At 73.7% G+C, this 18,338-nt stretch carries 13 protein-coding genes; 8 read left to right on the top strand and 5 right to left on the bottom strand.

Annotated features, from left to right (window positions below):
- Window positions 1–195: 195 nt before the first annotated feature.
- Entirely contained in the window at window positions 196–591 is a 396-nt protein-coding gene (locus WMF43_RS29640) for a hypothetical protein (protein WP_437669713.1), read from the bottom strand.
- 646 nt (window positions 592–1,237) lie between these two features.
- On the opposite strand from WMF43_RS29640, the gene WMF43_RS29635 reads away from it, so the two are divergent.
- From WMF43_RS29635 to WMF43_RS29625, 3 genes are all read left to right on the top strand, one after another.
- On the top strand, window positions 1,238–3,103 hold the full coding sequence (locus WMF43_RS29635; protein WP_437669711.1) for an HTH domain-containing protein: 1,866 nt from the start codon (window positions 1,238–1,240) through the stop codon (window positions 3,101–3,103).
- Between the two features lie 206 nt (window positions 3,104–3,309).
- Window positions 3,310–4,197 (top strand): LolA family protein, encoded by an 888-nt coding sequence (locus WMF43_RS29630; protein ID WP_437669709.1) that lies wholly within the window; start codon window positions 3,310–3,312, stop codon window positions 4,195–4,197.
- Window positions 4,198–4,349: 152 nt separating this feature from the next.
- Window positions 4,350–5,846: a serine/threonine-protein kinase gene (locus WMF43_RS29625; protein ID WP_437669707.1), complete on the top strand. Its 1,497-nt coding sequence runs from the start codon at window positions 4,350–4,352 to the stop codon at window positions 5,844–5,846.
- Between the two features lie 9 nt (window positions 5,847–5,855).
- Here WMF43_RS29625 and WMF43_RS29620 read toward each other — a convergent pair whose 3' ends face one another.
- Both WMF43_RS29620 and WMF43_RS29615 read right to left on the bottom strand, forming a co-directional pair.
- Window positions 5,856–6,662, bottom strand: a complete 807-nt coding sequence (locus WMF43_RS29620) for a glycerophosphodiester phosphodiesterase (RefSeq protein WP_437669705.1) — start codon at window positions 6,660–6,662, stop codon at window positions 5,856–5,858.
- Complete coding sequence (locus WMF43_RS29615) at window positions 6,659–7,663, bottom strand: hypothetical protein (protein WP_437669704.1); 1,005 nt, start codon at window positions 7,661–7,663, stop codon at window positions 6,659–6,661. The genes WMF43_RS29620 and WMF43_RS29615 overlap by 4 nt, the downstream gene beginning before the upstream one ends.
- Window positions 7,664–7,742: 79 nt before the next feature.
- Here WMF43_RS29615 and WMF43_RS29610 point away from each other — a divergent pair, with 79 nt between their 5' ends.
- From WMF43_RS29610 to WMF43_RS29590, 5 genes are all read left to right on the top strand, one after another.
- Window positions 7,743–8,510 carry a hypothetical protein gene (locus tag WMF43_RS29610; protein WP_437669702.1) on the top strand — a complete coding sequence of 256 codons (768 nt, stop codon included), beginning with the start codon at window positions 7,743–7,745 and terminating at the stop codon, window positions 8,508–8,510.
- 82 nt (window positions 8,511–8,592) lie between these two features.
- Window positions 8,593–9,570, top strand: coding sequence for a DNA-processing protein DprA (locus WMF43_RS29605; protein ID WP_437669700.1), 978 nt, complete (start codon window positions 8,593–8,595; stop codon window positions 9,568–9,570).
- A 127-nt stretch (window positions 9,571–9,697) separates the two neighbouring features.
- Window positions 9,698–12,307: a type I DNA topoisomerase gene (gene topA / locus WMF43_RS29600; RefSeq protein WP_437669699.1), complete on the top strand. Its 2,610-nt coding sequence runs from the start codon at window positions 9,698–9,700 to the stop codon at window positions 12,305–12,307.
- 43 nt (window positions 12,308–12,350) lie between these two features.
- A complete protein-coding gene (gene trmFO, locus WMF43_RS29595) occupies window positions 12,351–13,766 on the top strand; it encodes a methylenetetrahydrofolate--tRNA-(uracil(54)-C(5))-methyltransferase (FADH(2)-oxidizing) TrmFO (protein ID WP_437669697.1) in 1,416 nt (471 codons plus the stop codon).
- Between the two features lie 376 nt (window positions 13,767–14,142).
- Complete coding sequence (locus WMF43_RS29590; RefSeq protein ID WP_437669695.1) at window positions 14,143–15,273, top strand: phospholipase D-like domain-containing protein; 1,131 nt, start codon at window positions 14,143–14,145, stop codon at window positions 15,271–15,273.
- Window positions 15,274–15,672: 399 nt separating this feature from the next.
- Here the strand turns inward: WMF43_RS29590 and WMF43_RS29585 are convergent, their stop codons facing one another.
- Complete coding sequence (locus tag WMF43_RS29585; RefSeq protein ID WP_437669693.1) at window positions 15,673–17,520, bottom strand: serine/threonine-protein kinase; 1,848 nt, start codon at window positions 17,518–17,520, stop codon at window positions 15,673–15,675.
- Between the two features lie 198 nt (window positions 17,521–17,718).
- Window positions 17,719–18,159: a hypothetical protein gene (locus WMF43_RS29580; RefSeq protein WP_437669691.1), complete on the bottom strand. Its 441-nt coding sequence runs from the start codon at window positions 18,157–18,159 to the stop codon at window positions 17,719–17,721.
- Window positions 18,160–18,338 lie beyond the last annotated feature (179 nt).

The raw sequence follows: 18,338 nt of genomic DNA, 5'->3' as shown, positions 1-18,338 counted from the left end.
GCCGCGCGCACCCACGTAGCGCGCCGCGCGCATCCACCCCAGCGGCGGACCCCCATGCCGAGGAGCGCCCGAGGAGCGCACGTCTCCTCGGCGCCCTCGCGGCTCAGATGGCCTGTCGCTCTTCGACCCGGAGGGCCGGCGCCCCGGAGGCCGGCGCCCCGAGGGCCGGCGGCCGGAGAGCCGGCGGGGCCTCCATCACCGGATATCACGCCACTTGGTGCGCGCGAGCGGGAGCAGCGTTTGCGCCTTCCCGCCCTTCGCGCGGCGCACCGGCAGCCGCGCGGGCTCGCCCGGCGCGGCGGCGCGCGCCCGCGCGCCGGGGGCGTGCGCGCCGATCGTGGCGCGGACGATCGGCGGCAGGAACACGGACTCGAGATCCACGCGTGCGAGCGCGGCCGCGACCGTGGCGATGCGATCGGGCAGCGACGCGTTGGCGTCGACAAGGATGAGCCGCTTGCCGAGCACCTTGCAGAGCCCGCCGCGCGGATTGCGAGCGTCGGAGAGGTGCGGATCGAACGCCTCCATCCTGACGGCGATGCCGACCCTGTTGGCCGCCAGGGTGAGCTCATCCAGCAACCGCGAAAGCTCCACCACCCCAGCGTAACCCTCTTATCGAGGAGAGCGCAAAGCGCAAAAGCGATGTTGTCGGTTGTCGCCGCTCGCCGCTCGCCGCTCGCCGCTCGCCGCCCACCGCGCCGCGATGAGCGCTCAAACTCATCTCCCGCCTTCGCGCTCTCCGCTGCCCTCAGCGCAGGATTCCGCGCGCCCGTCCGCCGTCTCCGCCGTCTCCCCTGTCTTGGCCCTCGTCCGACTCCGCGCGCCGGGCCGGCCCGAGAGCCGCTGATGCGCCGCACAGCGCGCTTGTCCGGGTCCCTCCTTCGCTCGCGCGCCGCCCGCCCCGGTCGTCGAAGCGCGCTGCCGCCTCGCGGCCGCTCGATCCTCAGCGCGCAGCCGCAGCGCGCAGCCGGTCTGGGCTTCACGCCGCCCGCGGCCTGGTTCGCCGCGCCTCGGATCGGCCCGCGGCCGATCTCGCGGCGGATCGCGCTCACCGTTGACCGCAGCCGGCGAGCATGCTACGAGCACGCCGTTCCGCGCGTCGTGGCCGAGTGGGAGCGAATGTGCGTTTCCCGGCTGCGGTGGGGTATCCCGCGCGCTTCGTCAGCCACAGTGGACGGGGCGGCCGCGATGGGGACGACGGAGGGCGCCCGCCGGGCGGCGCGCCCGAAGGGCGAACAAAATGACGTTTACGGATGCAGCCGCCGAGGTGCTTCGCCTCGTCGGCAGACCGCTTCACTATAAAGAGATCACAGATATCGCGATCGAGAAGAACCTCCTTAGCCACGTTGGAAAGAGCCCAGAGGTCACGATGGGCGCCCGCCTGGCGGCGACGCTGAAGAAGGACACGGCGGACAACCCCCTCGTGCGGGTCAAGCCGGGCGTCTTCGCGCTCCGCGAGTGGGACGAGAAGACGATCAAGTCCGGGCTCGACGGCAAGAAGGGGAAGCGCGGCGGCAAGCCCGAGGCGGCCAAGGCGCGCAAGGACGAGGGGGAGCAGCTCGCGCTCGACGTGGTCGCGGACGACGAGCCGACGGAAGAGGGCGATACGGGCGCTCTGGCCGTCGAGGCCGAGGCGGAGCCGGCCGAGGCCGAGGCGGAGGCCGACGCCGCGGACGACGACGAGGCGCAGGCGGCGCCTCCCAGCGACGAGATCGTGACCAGCGTGATCAGCCCGGCCGGGCTGAACGGCGTGGAGGCCGCGGAGGCGCACGAGCCTGCGCCCGCGCCGGCGCCGTCGTCGCCGCGCGCCGCGGCCGCCTACCTCGAGGAGGACGAGGGCGAGCTCGAGGACGCCGAGCCGCCGGGCCCGGACGAGGCGATGCGGGCGGAGGCCGTCGCCGGGGCGGCGGAGCTCTTCGACGAAGAGGACGACGACGACCAGCCGATCCTGGGCGGCGAGGACCGGGCGGCGCCCGGCGCGCTCGGGGAGCAGGGCGAGGGCCGCCGCCGCCGCCGCCGCCGCCGCCGCGGGCGCGGGACCACGGACGCCGGCGCGAGCGCCGGCGGGCTGCCGTCGTACGTCGCGACGCCCGTGATCGAGGCGCGGCGCGAGAACGGCCGCGAGCCGCCGCGCTCCGACCGCGGCGATCGCTTCGAGCGCGTGGAGCGCGTGGAGCGCGTGGAGCGCCTGGACCGCGCGGACCGCGCGGACCGCGTCGAGCGCACCGACCGCGCCGAGGGCTTCGGCGCCGAGCCGGTCTACCGCGGCCCGCAGGTGATCGAGCTCACGGGCGGCGAGGGGCACGCGCTCGACGACCTGGCCGGCCGCGACCTCGCCGACGCCGTCGCGGGCATCCTCTCCACCTTCGATCGGAACGCGGGCGCGGTCTCGCTCCGGCAGATCGCCGAGACGGCGCAGCGCCGCGGCCGGCTCGCCGGCGACGTGCAGCTCGTGCAGTCGCAGGTCGCGGCGGCCGTGCGCGCCGACAACGCGCGCCGGATCGCCGCGGGGCAGCGGGCTCGCTTCCGCTTCGCCGGCGGCAGGATCGCGCTGACGGACTGGCTGCTTCCGGGCGACCTCGCGCGGCTGGAGCAGGAGGCGCTCGCCGCGGTGGAGCGTTACCGGGACGCCGCGCGGCGCGCCTTCGTGCGCAAGCTCTCCGAGCTGCCGGGCCATGCCTTCGTCGAGATCTGTGTCCTCGCCCTCGAGCGCATCGGGCTGGGCCAGCTGCGCGCCGTGCGCCGCGCCGGGGCGCCGGGCGGCGAGAGCCACTTCTCCGGGGCGCTCCGCACCGCGGGCGACGAGATCAAGCTCGCGCTGGTGATCCGGCGGGACGGCCGCGAGGTCGGCCGCGAGCGGGTCACCGAGCTCCGCGGCTCGCTCCACCACTACGGCCCCGCGACCGCCGGCTGGATCCTGACCGCCGGTCAGATGCTCTCGGGCGCGCGTGAGGAGGCCGCGATTCCGGGGACTGCGCCCATCTCCCTCTTTGACGGGCTCGCGGTCGCTCGCCTCTGTGAGGACAACGACGTCGCCGTCCTCCGCGCCCGCCTCCCCATCGCGATCCCCGACGTCGATCTGCTCGAGGCGCTCCGGGCGTCCTGAGCGTGGATCACCCCTGTCCGGCCGGAGGCTCGCCCCTCCGGCCGCGCGTGGGGTGAGCCGGCTCTGGCACACCAGCCGAGCGCGGGGCGGATCCCGGCCTCCGCGCTCTCGCTCCTCGACTTTCCCACCCACGTCCTCTGAAGAGACGCGCCGCGCACCGCTTCCGCGGTTGACGTGGTCGGCGATCCTTGTCAGCGTCCGCGCCCATGCGCCATCGCGCGATCGCCTGGACCGCGACCCTCGCCGTGCTCGTGACCGGCTGTGCCTCCGTGGCCCCGCCGCCGTCCCGGTTTCCGACCGCCGACGCGGCGCTCGACCGGATGAAGGAGACCTACGCCTGCGTGAACGGCGTCCAGGGCACCGCCAAGATCGATCACTTCTCGCGCCGCGGGAGGATCCGCGGCGACGTTTACATCCTGGCGGTCAATCCCGATCGGGTCCGCTTCGACATCGTGAGCCCCTTCGGCGCGACGCTCTACACGCTCACGTCGAATGGCACCCTGTTCCAGATGCTCGACGTCGGAGAGAAGCAGCTTTTGCACGGGCCCGCGACCGCATGCAACCTGGCGCGCCTCACCCAGGTGCCCATTCCCGGCCACGCGCTCGTCTCGCTGCTGCGCGGCGAGGCCCCGGTGCTCGTGCACGAGCCCGCGGGCGCCTCGATCTCGTGGGACGGCGACGGCTTTTACCGCGTCCTCCTCCAGAGCACCCGCGACGCGACGGAGGAGATCCACCTCGAGCCGCGCCCCGAGGACTGGCTCCTCCCGTGGGATCGGCAGCGCCTGCGCGTCAGAGACGTCCGGGTCACCCAGCGCGGCGTGGACCTCTATCACGCCGAGCTCAGCCAGCATGAGGCGGTCCACACCGCTGCGCCGCGCGTCGACCCCGAAGGCATCGACGATCCGATCCCGCCGAGCGGCGGAGTCTGCCACGCCGAGATCCCTCGCTCGATCCGCATGCGGGTCCCGAACACCGAGGACGATGTCATCTTTCAATACAAGGACGCGAAGTGGAATCCGCCCCTCCTCTCGGGCGCGTTCACCCAGCCTGTCCCCGGCGGGGTCATCCGTCGTTACGTCGATTGCCAGGATTGAACCGACGCTGTCGGGGGATTCCTGAACATCCCGGTCAGGTGCTCCCCGTGCTCTCTCAGGCGTCCTCGTTTGGCCGGATGACGTAGACGCCGCTCCGGCGAACGTTTAGTAATCTGCAATCCACCTCGCCATGGCGGCGGGAGGAGTCGGCGATGGACGTCGAGCCGGGAACGATCGTCGGCGAGAAATACCTCCTGGAGACGCCGCTCTCACGGGGCGGGATGGGCTCTGTGTGGGTGGCCAGGCACGTCCAGCTGGGCGCGCCGGTGGCCATCAAGTTCATGGACCCGGAGCACGCGGCCTCGCCCGAGTTCCGCGCGCGCTTCTACCGCGAGGCGCGCACGGCGGCGAACCTCGGGAGCCCGCACGTGGTGAGCGTGCAGGACTACGGGATCCAGGGCGCCGTGCCGTACCTCGTCATGGAGCTGCTCCGGGGCGAGGACCTGAGCCGCCGCCTCAAGCGGGTCCGGCGCGTCCCGCTGTCCGAGGCGGCGCGCATCGCGCTCCAGACCGGCAAGGCGCTGCGCCGCGCCCACGAGTCGGGGCTCGTCCACCGCGACCTCAAGCCCGGCAACCTGTTCCTCGCGCGCGTCGACGAGGAGGAGGAGATCGTCAAGGTCCTCGACTTCGGCATCGCGAAGCAGCTCACCGGCAAGCTCCTCAGCGGCGAGACCACGAAGACCGGCGAGCTGCTCGGGTCGCCGTTCTACATGAGCCCGGAGCAGGCGCGCGGCGACAAGGATCTCGACGAGCGGAGCGATCTGTGGTCGCTCGGGGTCATCCTCTTCCGCGCCGTCACCGGCAGGCTGCCGTTCGAGGGCGACGTGCTCGGCGCGGTGCTGTCGAGGATCCTCGTCGAGCCGATCCCGCAGCCCACGCAGATCGCGCCCGATCTGCCGGCGGACGTCGACGCCTTCTTCGCCCGCGCGCTCTCGCGCGACCGCGCCCAGCGGTTCCAGTCGGCGCACGAGATGGCGCACGCGTTCGTCGCCGCGGCGGGCGACGTCGGCGTCCCCCTGCCCGCGCCGTCGGCCCCGCGGGCGGCGCCTTCGACGTCGCGCACGGGGACGTTGCTCGGCCTCTCGCCCGGGGGCGCCGCCGAGCCGGAGCGCCCGGGGGAGCTCGGCGCGCTCTCCTGGTCGGAGGCCGAGGCCCCGCGCCCGCAGGGCGCCGCGCTCACGCCGCTGCCCGATCCGTTCCAGCCCGGCACCCTGACGGCCGCCGCGGCCGTCGAGGTCCACCCTCCCCGCAAGCCCGGCGCGGGCGGGACGCGGCGCTGGCTCCTCGCGTGCGCCGCGCTCTCCGTCGTCAGCGGGGCGGCCGCGATCACGGCGTTGCGGCCCGTCGCGCCCATCGCCGAGGAGCGGGCCGCGCCCGCGCTCGCGCCGGTCCAGCGCCAGCACGGGGCCGAGCGCCTCGCCGCGCCGCCCGTGCCGGCCCCGCCGCCCGTGGAGGTGACCCGCGCGACGCTGCGAGGCGCCGCCGTCGCCGCCGTCGCGGAGAGCGCCGCGGAGGCCGACGCGCCGTCGCGCGCGGCGCCGGCGTCGGCGGAGCCGCCGGCCGCCGCGAGCTCGGCGGCGTCGGCGCGGCCCTCGCCGCGCCGGCTGCTCCGGCAGAGCGACGTCGTCGATCCCTGGCAGCGGAGGTAGAGCGGGCCGCTACGCGAGCGCGTCGCGGATGCGGCGCGGCGCGTCGGTGATCAGCCCGTCGACGCCGAGCGCCGCGAGGTCGCGCGCCTCGCGCGGATCGTTCACCGTCCACACGTTGACCACGCGCCCCTGCCGCTTGAGCAGCGCGATGCGCTCGGGCGACGCGATCGTCCGCTCGATGTGCGCGGCGAACGGCGCGAGCGCCGGCGTGAGGCGCACGGCCGCGTCGTGGTAGCGGCTCCGGTGCACGAGCAGCGCGCGGGGGACGCCGGGCGCCATCACCTTGAAGGACGCCAGCATCACCGGATCGAACGACGAGACCAGCACCGCGTGGCGCGGATCCCATGCGCGCAGGAGCCGCGCGGTCGCGAGCACCACGGCGGCGCGGTCGGGCACGTCCCGCTTCATCTCGACGTTGACCGCGAGCCGCCGCGCGCGCGCGAACGCGAGCACCTCGGCGAGCTGCGGCACCCGCTCGCCGCCGAGGTCGACGCGCCGGAGCTCGTCCCACGAGAGCGACGCGGCCGCGCGCGTGTCCGCGCCGCGGGTCACCCGGGCGAGGTCCGGGTCGTGCAGCGCGACCACCTCGCCCGAGCCGCACACCCGCACGTCGAGCTCGATCGCGTCGGCCCCCTGCGCGGCCGCCTCCTCGAAGGAGGCGAGGGTGTTCTCCGGGGGCGCGTCCTCGCCGCGCACGCCCCGGTGCCCGAAGATGAGCGGCGCGCGAGCGCCCGCCGCGGCGGGGGATCCCGGCGAGGCCGCCTCCTTCGCCGCCTCGCGCGCGCTCCGTCGGAAGCGCAGCTCGGCCCAGGTCACCTCGGCGGCTCCCCGTTGAGCTCCTCCGTGACCGTGCGGGCCACCTCGCGCGCGCGCTCCAGCGCGGAGAGCGGGAAGGACGCCGCGCCCACGGCCGGGTGGCCGCCCCCGTCGTAGCGGCGGCAGATCGAGGCGATGTCGCGATCGCGCGGGACGCCGCACCAGGGGTTATAGCCGATCGAGAGCTTGTAGTGCTGCTTGTGCCGGGAGAGCGTGACCGAGTACACGCACTCCGGGAACATCGCGTAGGTCATGAACTTGCCGACCGCCTCGAGCGGCGCGTCGGAGAGATCGACGAGCACCACGCGACCGATCTTCTGCGCGCCGCGCTCGATGCGCCCGACGAACGTCTGCCGCGACAGGGCGAGCGGCCGCCAGAGCTCCTGGATGTCGGTCGCGCGCGCGACCTCGCTCACGGGCTGGTCGACGAGCCGGGGCACGACCGAGGCGAGGAACGGCCCGTCGCCGTGGTGCTCCACGACGGAGGCGAGCTGCATGATCGGCTCTTCCCGGCTCACGGCGGCCTCGGCCGAGGGGAAGCGCGCGGTGTCGATGAGGTCGGCCCAGCGGACCAGCTCGTCGACGCCGGACATCTCGACGCCGAAGCGATCGCGGCTGACGTCCGCGATGAGCTTGGTGCACGAGCCGTAGGCGGCGTCGTAGAAGACGTGCGGCGCGCCGTCCGCGCCCTGCGAGCGCGAGGCGCCGGCGAGCGCCGCGTCGCGCTCCTCGTCCGAGCCGAACCCGGTGACGTGGTGGTCGAAGTACCACGTGAGCTTCTTCGACGGCGTGTAGCGGAAGTCGAGGATCGCGTTCTCGTCGCCGTCGAGCCACGAGGGAGGGATCATCGTCATGCCGGGGCCATAGCCGCAGGAGCGGTACCGGAGCGCGAGCGGCTCGCCGGGGCGCAGCGCCTGCATCAAGCGGGTGAACAGCGCCGCGCTCGCCATGCCGTCGAAGCAGTGGCCGTGCGTCGCGACGACGACGTCCCTGGGTTTCATCGGGCGAGGGGGTAGCACGCTCCTCGGCCGGCCGCTCGCGGGCCGAGCATGACGCGGCGGTTCTGGTACGCTCCGCGGCGTGCGGCGCGCCCTCGCTCACCTCCATTCGCATCCGTTCAGGCCGCCGCGCCGCTTGCTCGCCGCGGCGATCGCGCTCGCCGCGTCGGGCTGCGGCGGCGGCGCGTCGGGGCGCGGCCCCGAGGTCCTGCGGCCCAGCCCTCCGCCCGCGCCGGCGCCCTCGCCCGCGCCCGAGCCGCGGAACCCGCCGCCGCCGAGCGATGCGCCCGCGCCGGATCCGGAGGCGGCGCGGATGTTCCTGAGCCGCGCCGGGCAGCAGCCGCCCGCGGCGAGCGCGCCGGTGCCGCGGGTCACGGCGCTCGCGCTGGCCAACACCGCGCGCGGCGAGGCGAGGGGGATGGAGCCCCGCGGCGAGGTCGCGTCGATCGCGCTCGCCGAGGGGCAGAGCAGCGCGATCCGCGCGCCCGTCGCGCCCGGCGAGTGCGCGGTGTTCATCGCGCAGGGCGGGCTCGGCGTGATCGAGGTCGATCTCTTCCTCACGAAGGGCGCGTCGCCGGCGCTGGAGATCGTCGCCCAGGACGCCGACAGCGGGCCGATCGCGGTGATCGGCGGCCGGGGCGCGTGCTTCCGCAACCCGGGCGCCGCGCCGCTCGTGCTGGAGCTCCACGCGCAGGCGCGGCGCGGCGCCGGCGTCGTGCTCGTGCAGGGCTTCCGCGATCCGCGCACGGCCGCGCCGCCCGGCGCGTCGCCGCCGGGCGTGGCGCCGCCCGGCGCGTCGCCGCCTGGGTCGTCCGCGGCGGGCGCGTCGCCGTCCGGCTCTTCCCCTTGATCCGGCGGCCGCCTGGCGCGGCGCCGGCGATGGGCGCCTCGCCGCGCGCAACTCGGCGCGCGCGCCGGTCGACACCCGGCGTATGGCGTCGATCGAGATCCACCCCGCCGATCCATCCTACCCCGCGCCGCTCTGGGCCCTCGTGACGGAGTCCGAGGCCGCGCCGCCGACGCTCTACCTGCGCGGCGCGCTCCCGACCTCGCCGGGCGTCGCGATCGTCGGCACGCGCGCCGCCAGCGACGAGGCGCTCCGGTTCGCCCGCGAGCTCGCCGCGTCGCTCGGCGCGGCCGGCTTCTCGATCTGGTCGGGCGGCGCGCGCGGCGTCGACGCGGCCGCGCACGAGGGCGCGCTCGCGGCGCGCGCGCCGACCGTGGTCGTCAGCGGCGGCGGCCACGCGCACCCCTATCCTCGGGAGCACGCGGCGCTCTTCGACCGCGTCGTCGCCGCGGGCGGCGCGCTGCTCTCCCGCGTCCCCGACGACACCCCGCCGATGCCGGCCCTGTTCCTCCAGCGCAATGTGGTCCTCGCGGCGCTCACCGTCGCGACCGTCGTGGTCGAGGCGGGCATCGAGAGCGGCGCCCGCTCGACCGCCGCGGCCGCTCGCCGCCTCGGCCGCCACCTCTGCGCCGTCCCCCGCGCCCCGTGGGATCCGCGCGGGATCGGCTGCGCGCTCGAGCTCGTCGCCGGCGCGCGCGCCGTCACGCGCGCGACCGACGTGATCGACGTGCTCGGCGGCCCTGCGCCTCCGCCCGGCCGGCGGCCGCGCGCGCGGCGCGCCCCACGCACAAGCCCGTCCGCTGCCGCCACGCTGCCGCTGCCGGACGCGGCGTTCGCCGCGCGGCCGGACGTCCCGACCGAAGGAGGGGCGCTCCCGGCGGCCCTAACTGCCGAGGAACGCGCTGTTTTCAGCGCCCTGGGCGCCCGCCCGGCGCACGTGGATGAGGTATGCGAGAAGACGGGGCTTCCGCCCAGGCTCGCCGTGGAGGCACTCTTGACGTTGACGCTCCAGGCCGTAGTAGTAGAGGGGCCCGCCGGGTTGTTTCGGCGGGCTCTTCGTTGAAGGGGCGCGCCGGCTCACCCACCCAGTGCGGTTTCCGGGTGGCCGCCCCCAAGCGGGGGGCTCCCTCAGTTCCGAGGGTCGCCCTTCATTTCACACAAGCCCCGATCGCGTTGCTCAGAAGGTGGTGATGGCCAAGACGCTCGTCATCGTGGAGTCGCCGGCGAAGGCGAAGACCATCAAGAAGTATCTCGGCAACGGGTACGAGGTGTTCGCCTCCAAGGGGCACGTCAAGGATCTGCCCAAGAAGCAGAACGCCGTCGACGTGCAGAACGATTTTGCCGAGACCTACGAGGTGATCGAGGGCAAGGAGAAGGTCCTGGAGGAGCTCAAGTCGGCGGCGAAGAAGGCCGACGAGGTGCTCCTCGCGACCGACCCCGATCGCGAAGGGGAGGCGATCGCGTTCCACATCTCGGAGGAGATCAAGAACCCGAAGCTGAAGGTCGCGCGGGTCGAGTTCCACGAGATCACGAAGAAGGGCGTCGACCACGGCGTCCACAACCCGCGCAAGCTCGACGAGAACCTCTACGACGCCCAGCGGGCGCGGCGCGTGCTCGATCGCATCGTCGGCTACGACGTCTCGGCGCTCGTGTGGTCGAAGCTCGCGTTCGGCCTGTCGGCGGGCCGCGTGCAGTCGGTCGCGCTGCGGCTCATCGTGGACCGCGAGCGCGAGGTCGAGGCGTTCGTCCCGGAGGAGTACTGGAACATCGCGGTCGGCCTCGCCGCGGCGAGCCCGCCGGCCCGCGCGCCGTTCGTCGCGAAGCTCGCCGCCGCCGACGGCCGCAAGCTCGAGGTGACGAACGGCGAGGTCGCCGCGAAGGTCCGCGCCGATCTCGAGACGGCGCGCTACCGGGTGGCGAAGGTCGTGCGGCGCGAGCAGAAGCGCAACCCGCCCGCGCCCTACACGACGTCGAAGCTCCAGCAGGACGCGACGAACTACCTCCACTTCGGCGCCAAGCGGACGATGCAGATCGCCCAGGCGCTCTACGAGGGCATCGATCTCAAGCGCGACGGCGGCCCGGTCGGCCTCATCACGTACATGCGTACCGACTCGACGCGCGTGAGCGACGACGCGATCGCCGAGGTGCGCGGCGTGGTCGCGAAGCGGTACGGCAAGGAGTACGTCCCCGAGCGCCCGAACGTCTACAAGTCGAAGAAGAACGCGCAGGACGCGCACGAGGCGATCCGGCCGACGAGCGTCGAGATCCACCCGGACTCGATCAAGAAGCACCTCAAGGACGAGCAGTACAAGCTGTACAAGCTCATCTGGAACCGCTTCGTCGCCTCGCAGATGAACCCGGCGGTCTACGACCGGACGACGGTCGAGATCGACGTCGCGCCGACGGTCGCGGAGCCGGCGCACCGGAGCTACCTCGCCCGGGCGAGCGGGCGGATCCTCAAGTTCACCGGCTGGCTGCAGGTGACGGAGGGCCAGCAGGAGTTCGCCGGCGAGGACGAGGCCGACGGCGCCGCGGCCGCAGGGGCGGCCGACGGCGCCGCGGCCGCGCCGGCCGCGGAGGCGGCGGCGGCCGACGCGGAGCGCGCGGCGCCGGGGCCCGCGGCCGACGATGACGCCGAGGCGCTCCTGCCCGACATGAAGGAGGGCGAGGCGCTCGTCGTGTCGTCGCCCCCGGGCGTCGTCACGGATCAGAAGTTCACGCAGCCGCCGCCCCGCTACAACGAGGGCTCGCTGGTGCGCGAGCTGGAGAAGCGCGGCATCGGCCGGCCGTCGACGTACGCGGAGATCATCAGCAAGGTGCAGCAGCGCGCGTACGTGGAGAAGCGGGACGGCGGCGCGTTCCAGCCGACGCTGCTCGGGAAGTTCGTGGTCGACGGGCTCGTCCGATCGAACCTCGACATCATGGATCCGAACTTCACGGCGCAGATGGAGGAGGAGCTCGACGCGGTCGGCGCGGGCAACCTCAAGCGGGAGCAGCTGCTCAAGCGCTTCTACAAGAAGTTCCGGGAGCAGCTCGACAAGTCGAAGAAGCTCGCGCCGTGGAAGCCCGAGGCCGAGAAGACGGATCTCGTCTGCGAGGAGTGCGGCTCGCAGATGCTCAAGAAGTGGGGCAAGAACGGCTGGTTCTTGAGCTGCGAGCGCTACCCGAAGTGCAAGGCCACGCGCGACCTCTCGGACACCCGCGGGAGCGCCGCCGTCCGCGAGACCGACATCTCGTGCGACAAGTGCGGCAAGCCGATGATCATCAAGACGGGGCGCTTCGGCGACTTCCTGTCGTGCACCGGCTACCCGGCCTGCAAGAACACGCGCCCGGTGCCGCTCGGCGTCGCTTGTCCGAACTGCGGCGGCGATCTCATCGAGATCCGGCCCCGCAAGAAGGGCGGTCGCACCTTCTACGGCTGCTCGAACTGGAACGCCGAGCAGAAGTGCGACTTCAAGCTCTGGCAGAAGCCGGTGCCGGTCCCGTGCCCGCAGTGCGGCGCGAAGTTCGTCACCCGCACCGCCGGCAAGAAGGCGATGCTCGTCTGCGCGACCAAGGACTGCGGCTTCAAGCAGGAGATCGTCGAAGGGGAAGGGGAGGACGGCGAAGGCGGCGGCGCCTCCCCGGACGCCGCGGCGGCCCTCTCGGCGGTCGCCGCGGCGGCGCCGGCCGCGCGCCCCGCAGCGCCGGCGGCCGCGCCGGCCGAGCGGGCCGAGGCTGCGGCGCCGACCCCCGGCGCGGCCAAGGACGCGGCCGAGAAACCGGCGCGGGCGGCGCGCGCCCGCCGCACCGCGAGCTGACGACGGCCCGCGATCGACCCATCCTGTCTTCCTGGAGAGCTCAATGAACGGAGCGGAGACCCCGCGCGACGTCACCGTCGTCGGAGGCGGCCTGGCCGGCTGCGAGGCCGCCTACCAGCTCGCGCAGCGCGGGCTGCACGTGCGCCTCGTCGAGATGAAGCCGCACAAGAGGACGCCGGCGCAGACGAGCGACCGGATGGCGGAGCTCGTGTGCTCGAACTCGCTGCGCGGCGCCGCGCTCAGCAACGCCGTGGGGCTGCTCAAGGAAGAGCTCCGCCGCGTGGGCTCGCTCGCCCTGCGGTGCGCCGACGAGACCGCGGTGCCGGCCGGGGGCGCGCTCGCGGTCGACCGCGAGCGGTTCGCCGAGGCGATGACCAGGGCGATCGAGGCCCACCCGCGCATCGCGGTGGAGCGGCGGGAAGTGACGGAGATCCCCGCGGCGCGGCCCGTGATCCTCGCGACCGGCCCGCTCACGTCCGACGCCCTCGCGGCGAGCCTCGCCGCGGCGGTCGGCGCGGAGCACCTCGCCTACTACGACGCGATCGCGCCGATCGTCAGCGCCGACTCGATCGACTGGTCGCGCGTGTGGAAGCAGTCGCGTTACGGCAAGGGTGTCGTCGCCCGAGGCGAGCGCCCTGCGCCCGCGGAGGACGCGGCCGAGCGCCGCGACGAGGCCGAGGCCGGCGACGAGGCGTACGTGAACTGCCCCTTCGACGAGGCGCAGTACAAGGCGTTCGTGCGCGCGCTCGTCGAGTCCGAGAAGGTGGAGGCCCGCGCCTTCGAGGAGGTGCGTTACTTCGAGGGGTGCCTGCCGTGCGAGGTGATGGCCGCGCGCGGCGAGCAGACGCTCGCGTTCGGTCCGATGAAGCCGGTCGGCCTGACCGATCCGCGCACCGGCCGGCGCCCCTACGCGGTGCTCCAGCTGCGCCCGGAGGACGAGGCGGCGACCGCGTACAACCTGGTCGGCTTCCAGACGCGGATGAAGTACGCCGAGCAGCTCCGGGTGTTCCGGATGGTGCCTGGCCTCGAGGAGGCCGAGTTCCTCCGCATGGGCTCGGTGCACCGCAACACGTTCGTCAACGCGCCGGTGCTCCTCGGCCCGGCGATGGAGCTGCGCGCGCTCCCGGGCGTGCACCTGGCCGGTCAGATCTCGGGCGTGGAGGGCTACGTCGAGAGCGCCGCGGCGGGCTTCGTCTGTGCGGTCCTCCTCTCGCAGCGGCTGCGCGGCGAGCCGCTCCGTCCGCCGCCGCCCACCACGGCGCTCGGCGGCATCCTCACGCACCTCGGCCGCCCGCAGCCGTCGTACCAGCCGTCGAACATCACCTGGGCGCACATCGCGCCGCTCGAGCCCGCGCACGGCAAGCTGCGCAAGCGCGCCCGCTACGAGGTGATGGCCGAGCGCGCGCTCCGCGACCTCGACGTGTGGTGGGCCGAGGCCGAGGGCCGAGGGGCCGCCTAGACGCCGGTGAGACGCCGGCGTCCCGGTGCCTGCCCCGGGTGACGGGCAGCCCGGCGTCAGCGCGTAGGCCGCGCGACGTCGCGTACGCCGTGGGCGGTGTGGCGCAGCTGTCGCGCGTGGCAGTCTGCCACGTCGCGAATCGCCCTCTGCCGTCCTCTCTGGGCGATCGCGCCCCTGGCGACGTGGCATACGGTCTGCTTCGCCTTTGCGCCGACGGCGCGCGAGCCGCTGCGGCAATCGAGCTGTGGCCGCTCGGCGTTCACGGATGAACATGACCTGCTCGGTGCTGACCTTTCCAGGCTCCAGGGCGAACTCGAGACCAACTCACGCGACGGACAGCGCTCGTTCTCCCCATTCGACGCGTCTCCTACCGGGGATGACGATGGTGCTCGAGTCGCTGCTCGACGACATCGCGCGCGCCCGGGATCGCATCTGGATTTCCACGTACATTTACCGCAACGATCTGATGGGCCATCGCTTCGCCGACGCGTTCGCCGACGCCGTACGGCGCGGCGTCGACGTGCGGCTCCTGTACGACGCGCTCGGCAGCCACGCGACGCCTGAAGCGTTCTTCGAGGACATGCGGGCGCGGGGCATCCGTGCCCGCGCCTACCGCCCGCTGCGCACCGTGCTCCGCGGGCGCGCCCTGTTTCCCCGGGAGCACTCGCGCATCGTGGTCATCGACGGCGCCGGCTATGTCGGCGGCGCTGCGTGGGCTGACGAGTGGCTGCCGCGCGATCAGGGCGGGGGTGGCTGGCACGAGGTCTGTAGCCGGGTGGTGGGCCCGTGTGTGGCCGACATGGAGCGGGCGTTCGAGTACCGCTGGATGCTGGCTGACGATCCCGGAGGCCGTTCGTTCGATTACTGGACGGGCGGCGTCTACGAGGACGTCGAGTTCATCACCGACGCCCCCACGCCGCCGGCGGTGATCTACGAGCGTCACCTGGAGCGTGTGCGCGCGGCGCGGCGTCGCGTGTGGATCGAGAACGCCTACTTCTGCCCGCCCCGCGGCCTCGAGCGCGAGCTCATGGACGCGGCCCGCCGCGGGATCGACGTGAAGATCATCGTCCCCCGCAACTCCGATCTTCCCAGCATCCGCCACGCGAGCCTCGCGAGGTACACGTCGTGGCTGGACAGCGGCATCCAGATCTACGAGTTCCTCCCGTCGATGCTCCACTCGAAGTTCGCCGTCATCGACGACGACTGGGCGACGGTGGGCACGTTCAACGTGAACCCCACGAGCCTTCGCTGGGTGAGCGAGGCCAACCTCATCGTCAAGCAGCCTGCGTTCGTGAGGGATGCTGCGCTCCTGTTCGAGCGCGACATGGCCCGGAGCGAGGCCGTCTGTCTCAGCACCTTGCCCAAGCAGAGCCCGCTCGCGCGTCTCAGAAACGCGCTCTGGAGCCTCAGCCTGGATCTCCTCGAGCCACGTTACGCCTCCGTCGCTGCCACCCGCGAGCTGTGTGATCGCGAGGGCGGCGGCCTCCTGCAGGCCCTCGGCGTCTGACCCCTCATCCCCTCATTGTGCGCTCTTGCCGAGCTGCCCGGCTGCGGCCCTGCCGAAGTCAAACCACCCTCCCTCTCCTTCATGACCAACGGCAAGCGCCGTCGGGTGGGTCCGCGCGCGCCGACGTGGCGCGGGCGGGCGCGCCGAGCACCGACCGAGGTGCCATAAGCTCCCAGCCGGCTCGACGTCTCAGGCGCGCCTTGTGTGGCGCGCACCATAAGCTCTCAGCCGGCGTGGCCCGAAGGGAGACATGCCGGGCGGTGTTCCCAGCGCAAGCTCCCCTGTCCCAGTCTTGCCGATTGGCCAGCGCCCGCCCGCGCCACGTCGGCGCGCGCGGACCCACCCGACGGCGCGTCCCGCTTGGGACCACCCCCCCGTCCTGCGCGTCGCGTCGCTTCTTTACTGGGCCGCCTGAGCGCTCGGCGCGTCGTTGCCCGGCGCGTCTTTCCCCGGCGTCTCTTCGAGCGCCGGCTGGGACACCTCGGGCTCCTGCTTGGGCGCAGCGGCGTCCTCGTACACCTCGTGCCCGTTCCCCGCGGCATCTGCCTGCGGCTTGCAGGCCGTCGACCCCCCGCTCTCCGTCTCTCCGCCAGGCGCAGGGCAAGGCGCGCTGCCGGTCTCCAGCGCCGTCCCGGGGGCGCCCGTCTGCGCGAGGATCATCCGCGCGTCCGTCGTCCCCGCGCCCGCGTCCGCGACCGCCGGCAGCTCCGGCAGCGCGCTCGACGCCGCCGCCGCCGCCGGTTTGCTCGCCGCCGCCGGCGCTGCCGCCACCGCCGCTGCCGCCGCCTTCACGACGCGCGGCGCCGCCCTCGGCGGCACCGGGTCCGCCGCCGGCGGCGTCGCGACGAGCCCCCGCGCCATGCTGGCCTTGAGGGAGCTTACCTCCGCCGCAGGCCGCTCCGGCGCCGGCGTCTCGGCGACGGTCGCCGCAGGTGCTGCCGGCGTCGCCGTGCTCAGCTCCGCGTCCCGCCCCCCGGTGACCGGCGCCACGCTCCACGCCGCGGCGCCCGCCATCAGCACGAACCCCGCCGCCGCGATCCGGCGGAACGGGAAGCGCCCGCGCGACGACGGCTGCATCGACGCCGCCGCCGCGCTGTTGCGGAGGTCCACCGTCGACTCCGACCACGCCCGCTCGCCGCTCTCCTCCACGACCCGGCGCGCCGCCCCCGCGGAAGCCCTGCGCGAGGCCGCGACGGCCGGCAGCGGCCGCTCCATCGGATCCTCCGCGCGGCGCGAGTGCAGCGTCGGCGTCGAGCTCACCGCCGCCCGCGGCGACTGCGCCGGGACCGGGATCTGGCTCGTCCGCTCGTCCAGCCACTGCGCGCGCAGCGACGCGCCGCACACGTCCTCGGACACGCCCCGGGAGAGCAGCCACGTCGCGAGCGCCACGCCGAGCTCGCGCATGCTCCCCCAGCGCTCCGCCGGGTCCTTGCGCAGCCCGCGCTCGATGATCGCCCACAGCGCCGGGTCCGTGCCGCACCGCTCGACGAGCGAGGGCGCCGGATCCTGCACGATCGCGCGCAGCGTCCCGAACCCCTGCTCCTCGGCGTAGGGCGTCTCGCCCGCGATCGCCTCGTACAGCATCGTGCACAGCGCCCAGACGTCCGCCCGATGATCGATGTGACCGTGCCCCAGCGCCTGCTCCGGCGGCATGTAGTGCGGCGTCCCGATCACGGCCGTGCCCGTCGAGCCCGACTCCGTCTCTCGCCAGGTCACCTTCGCGATCCCGAAATCGACGACCTTGGGCTGGATCCTCCCGCCGCCCAGCTCCGCCAGCATCACGTTGTCCGGCTTGAGATCCCGGTGGACGATGCCCCGCTCGTGGGCCGCGTGCATCGCGCTCGCGACCGGCAGCAGGATCGCGATCGCCGCCTCCGGGAGCAGCCGCTCTTCCCGGCAGAGCACGTCCCGCAGCGCCTCGCCCTCGAGGAGCTCCATCACGATGTAGGGAGTGCCGCTCGCCGTCTTGCCGAGATCGAAGACGCGCACGATCCCAGGGTGGCTGAGCTTGGCCGCCGCCCGCGCCTCGCGCAGCAGGCGCTCCGCGATGGCCGGAGAGCGCATCTCGGGCCGCAGCACCTTGATCGCCACGTTCGCCTCGAGCGCGATGTTCGCAGCGACCCAGACGGAGCCCATCGCCCCCTCACCCGCCTTGCGGAGGAGCTGGTACTTGTCGCCGATCATCGCGCCCGACTCGAAGCGTTCACCCGAGGCGTGCTCGAAATCCTGGGTCATGTTGCTCGACATGCGCTCTCCTGCCGCCTGCTCCGGCCATCCGACAGCTCACCACGCCACTGCCCGTGTTCCATCCCGGATTTGGAGCATCGCCCATGCCAGGGGATCCCGCTCGGGGATCGCCTGAAATACGCGCAGGAACCCGGGCGGCAGCGCGCCTCGGCGGGGCAAGTTGCCACGCGCCGAGCGCGAGCGCCCATCGGAAACACATTAAATAAAGCTATCATAGGGGCGTTCTTGGAGGCTCTCGCTCCGGACGTTCTCGGCCCCGGCGTACTCGAGGAGCATCTCGAGGATCTCTTTGTCCCGCTCGGAGTACGCGTAGACACACACGAGGACGGCGCCCTGTTTCAGCCCCGCCTCGTAGACCTGCGCGCGCCCCTCAGGGACGCCCGCGACGACCAGCGCGCCGGCGATCCCGCCCACCGCGCTGCCCGCGCCGGCGAGCGCAGCCGCGACCGGCCCCGCCGCCACCAGCCCGAGCCCCGGGACGACCACGCTCGCGACCGCCGCCGAGAGCGCCCCGCCCATCGGTCCACACACGTCCTGGGTGCGGGGCGCGTCCAGCGTCACCAGGCTGACCGCCTCGCGCCTGTACCCACAGCCCATGAGCCGTTCGACCACCCCATCGGCGTCTGACCGCGTCCTCATGAGACCGGCCACAAGCGTTGCCCTCACGCGATTCTCCTTTCGGAACAGATCGCCTCTCCCCGGCGCATGTCTCTCTGTATTCCGGAGTCCCACACCAACCGGGAGGGTTTAGCAGGCCGCGTGCCACGCCGAAGTGCCACGTTTCCGCAGGGATCCTGTCTGTCGGCTGGGGACGGTCC

This window comes from Sorangium sp. So ce131, from assembly GCF_051519095.1.
Taxonomy (GTDB): Bacteria; Myxococcota_A; Polyangia; order Polyangiales; family Polyangiaceae; genus Sorangium.
The sequence above is the reverse complement of the archived record's forward strand: the minus strand, read 5'-3'. Positions and strand labels throughout refer to the sequence as shown.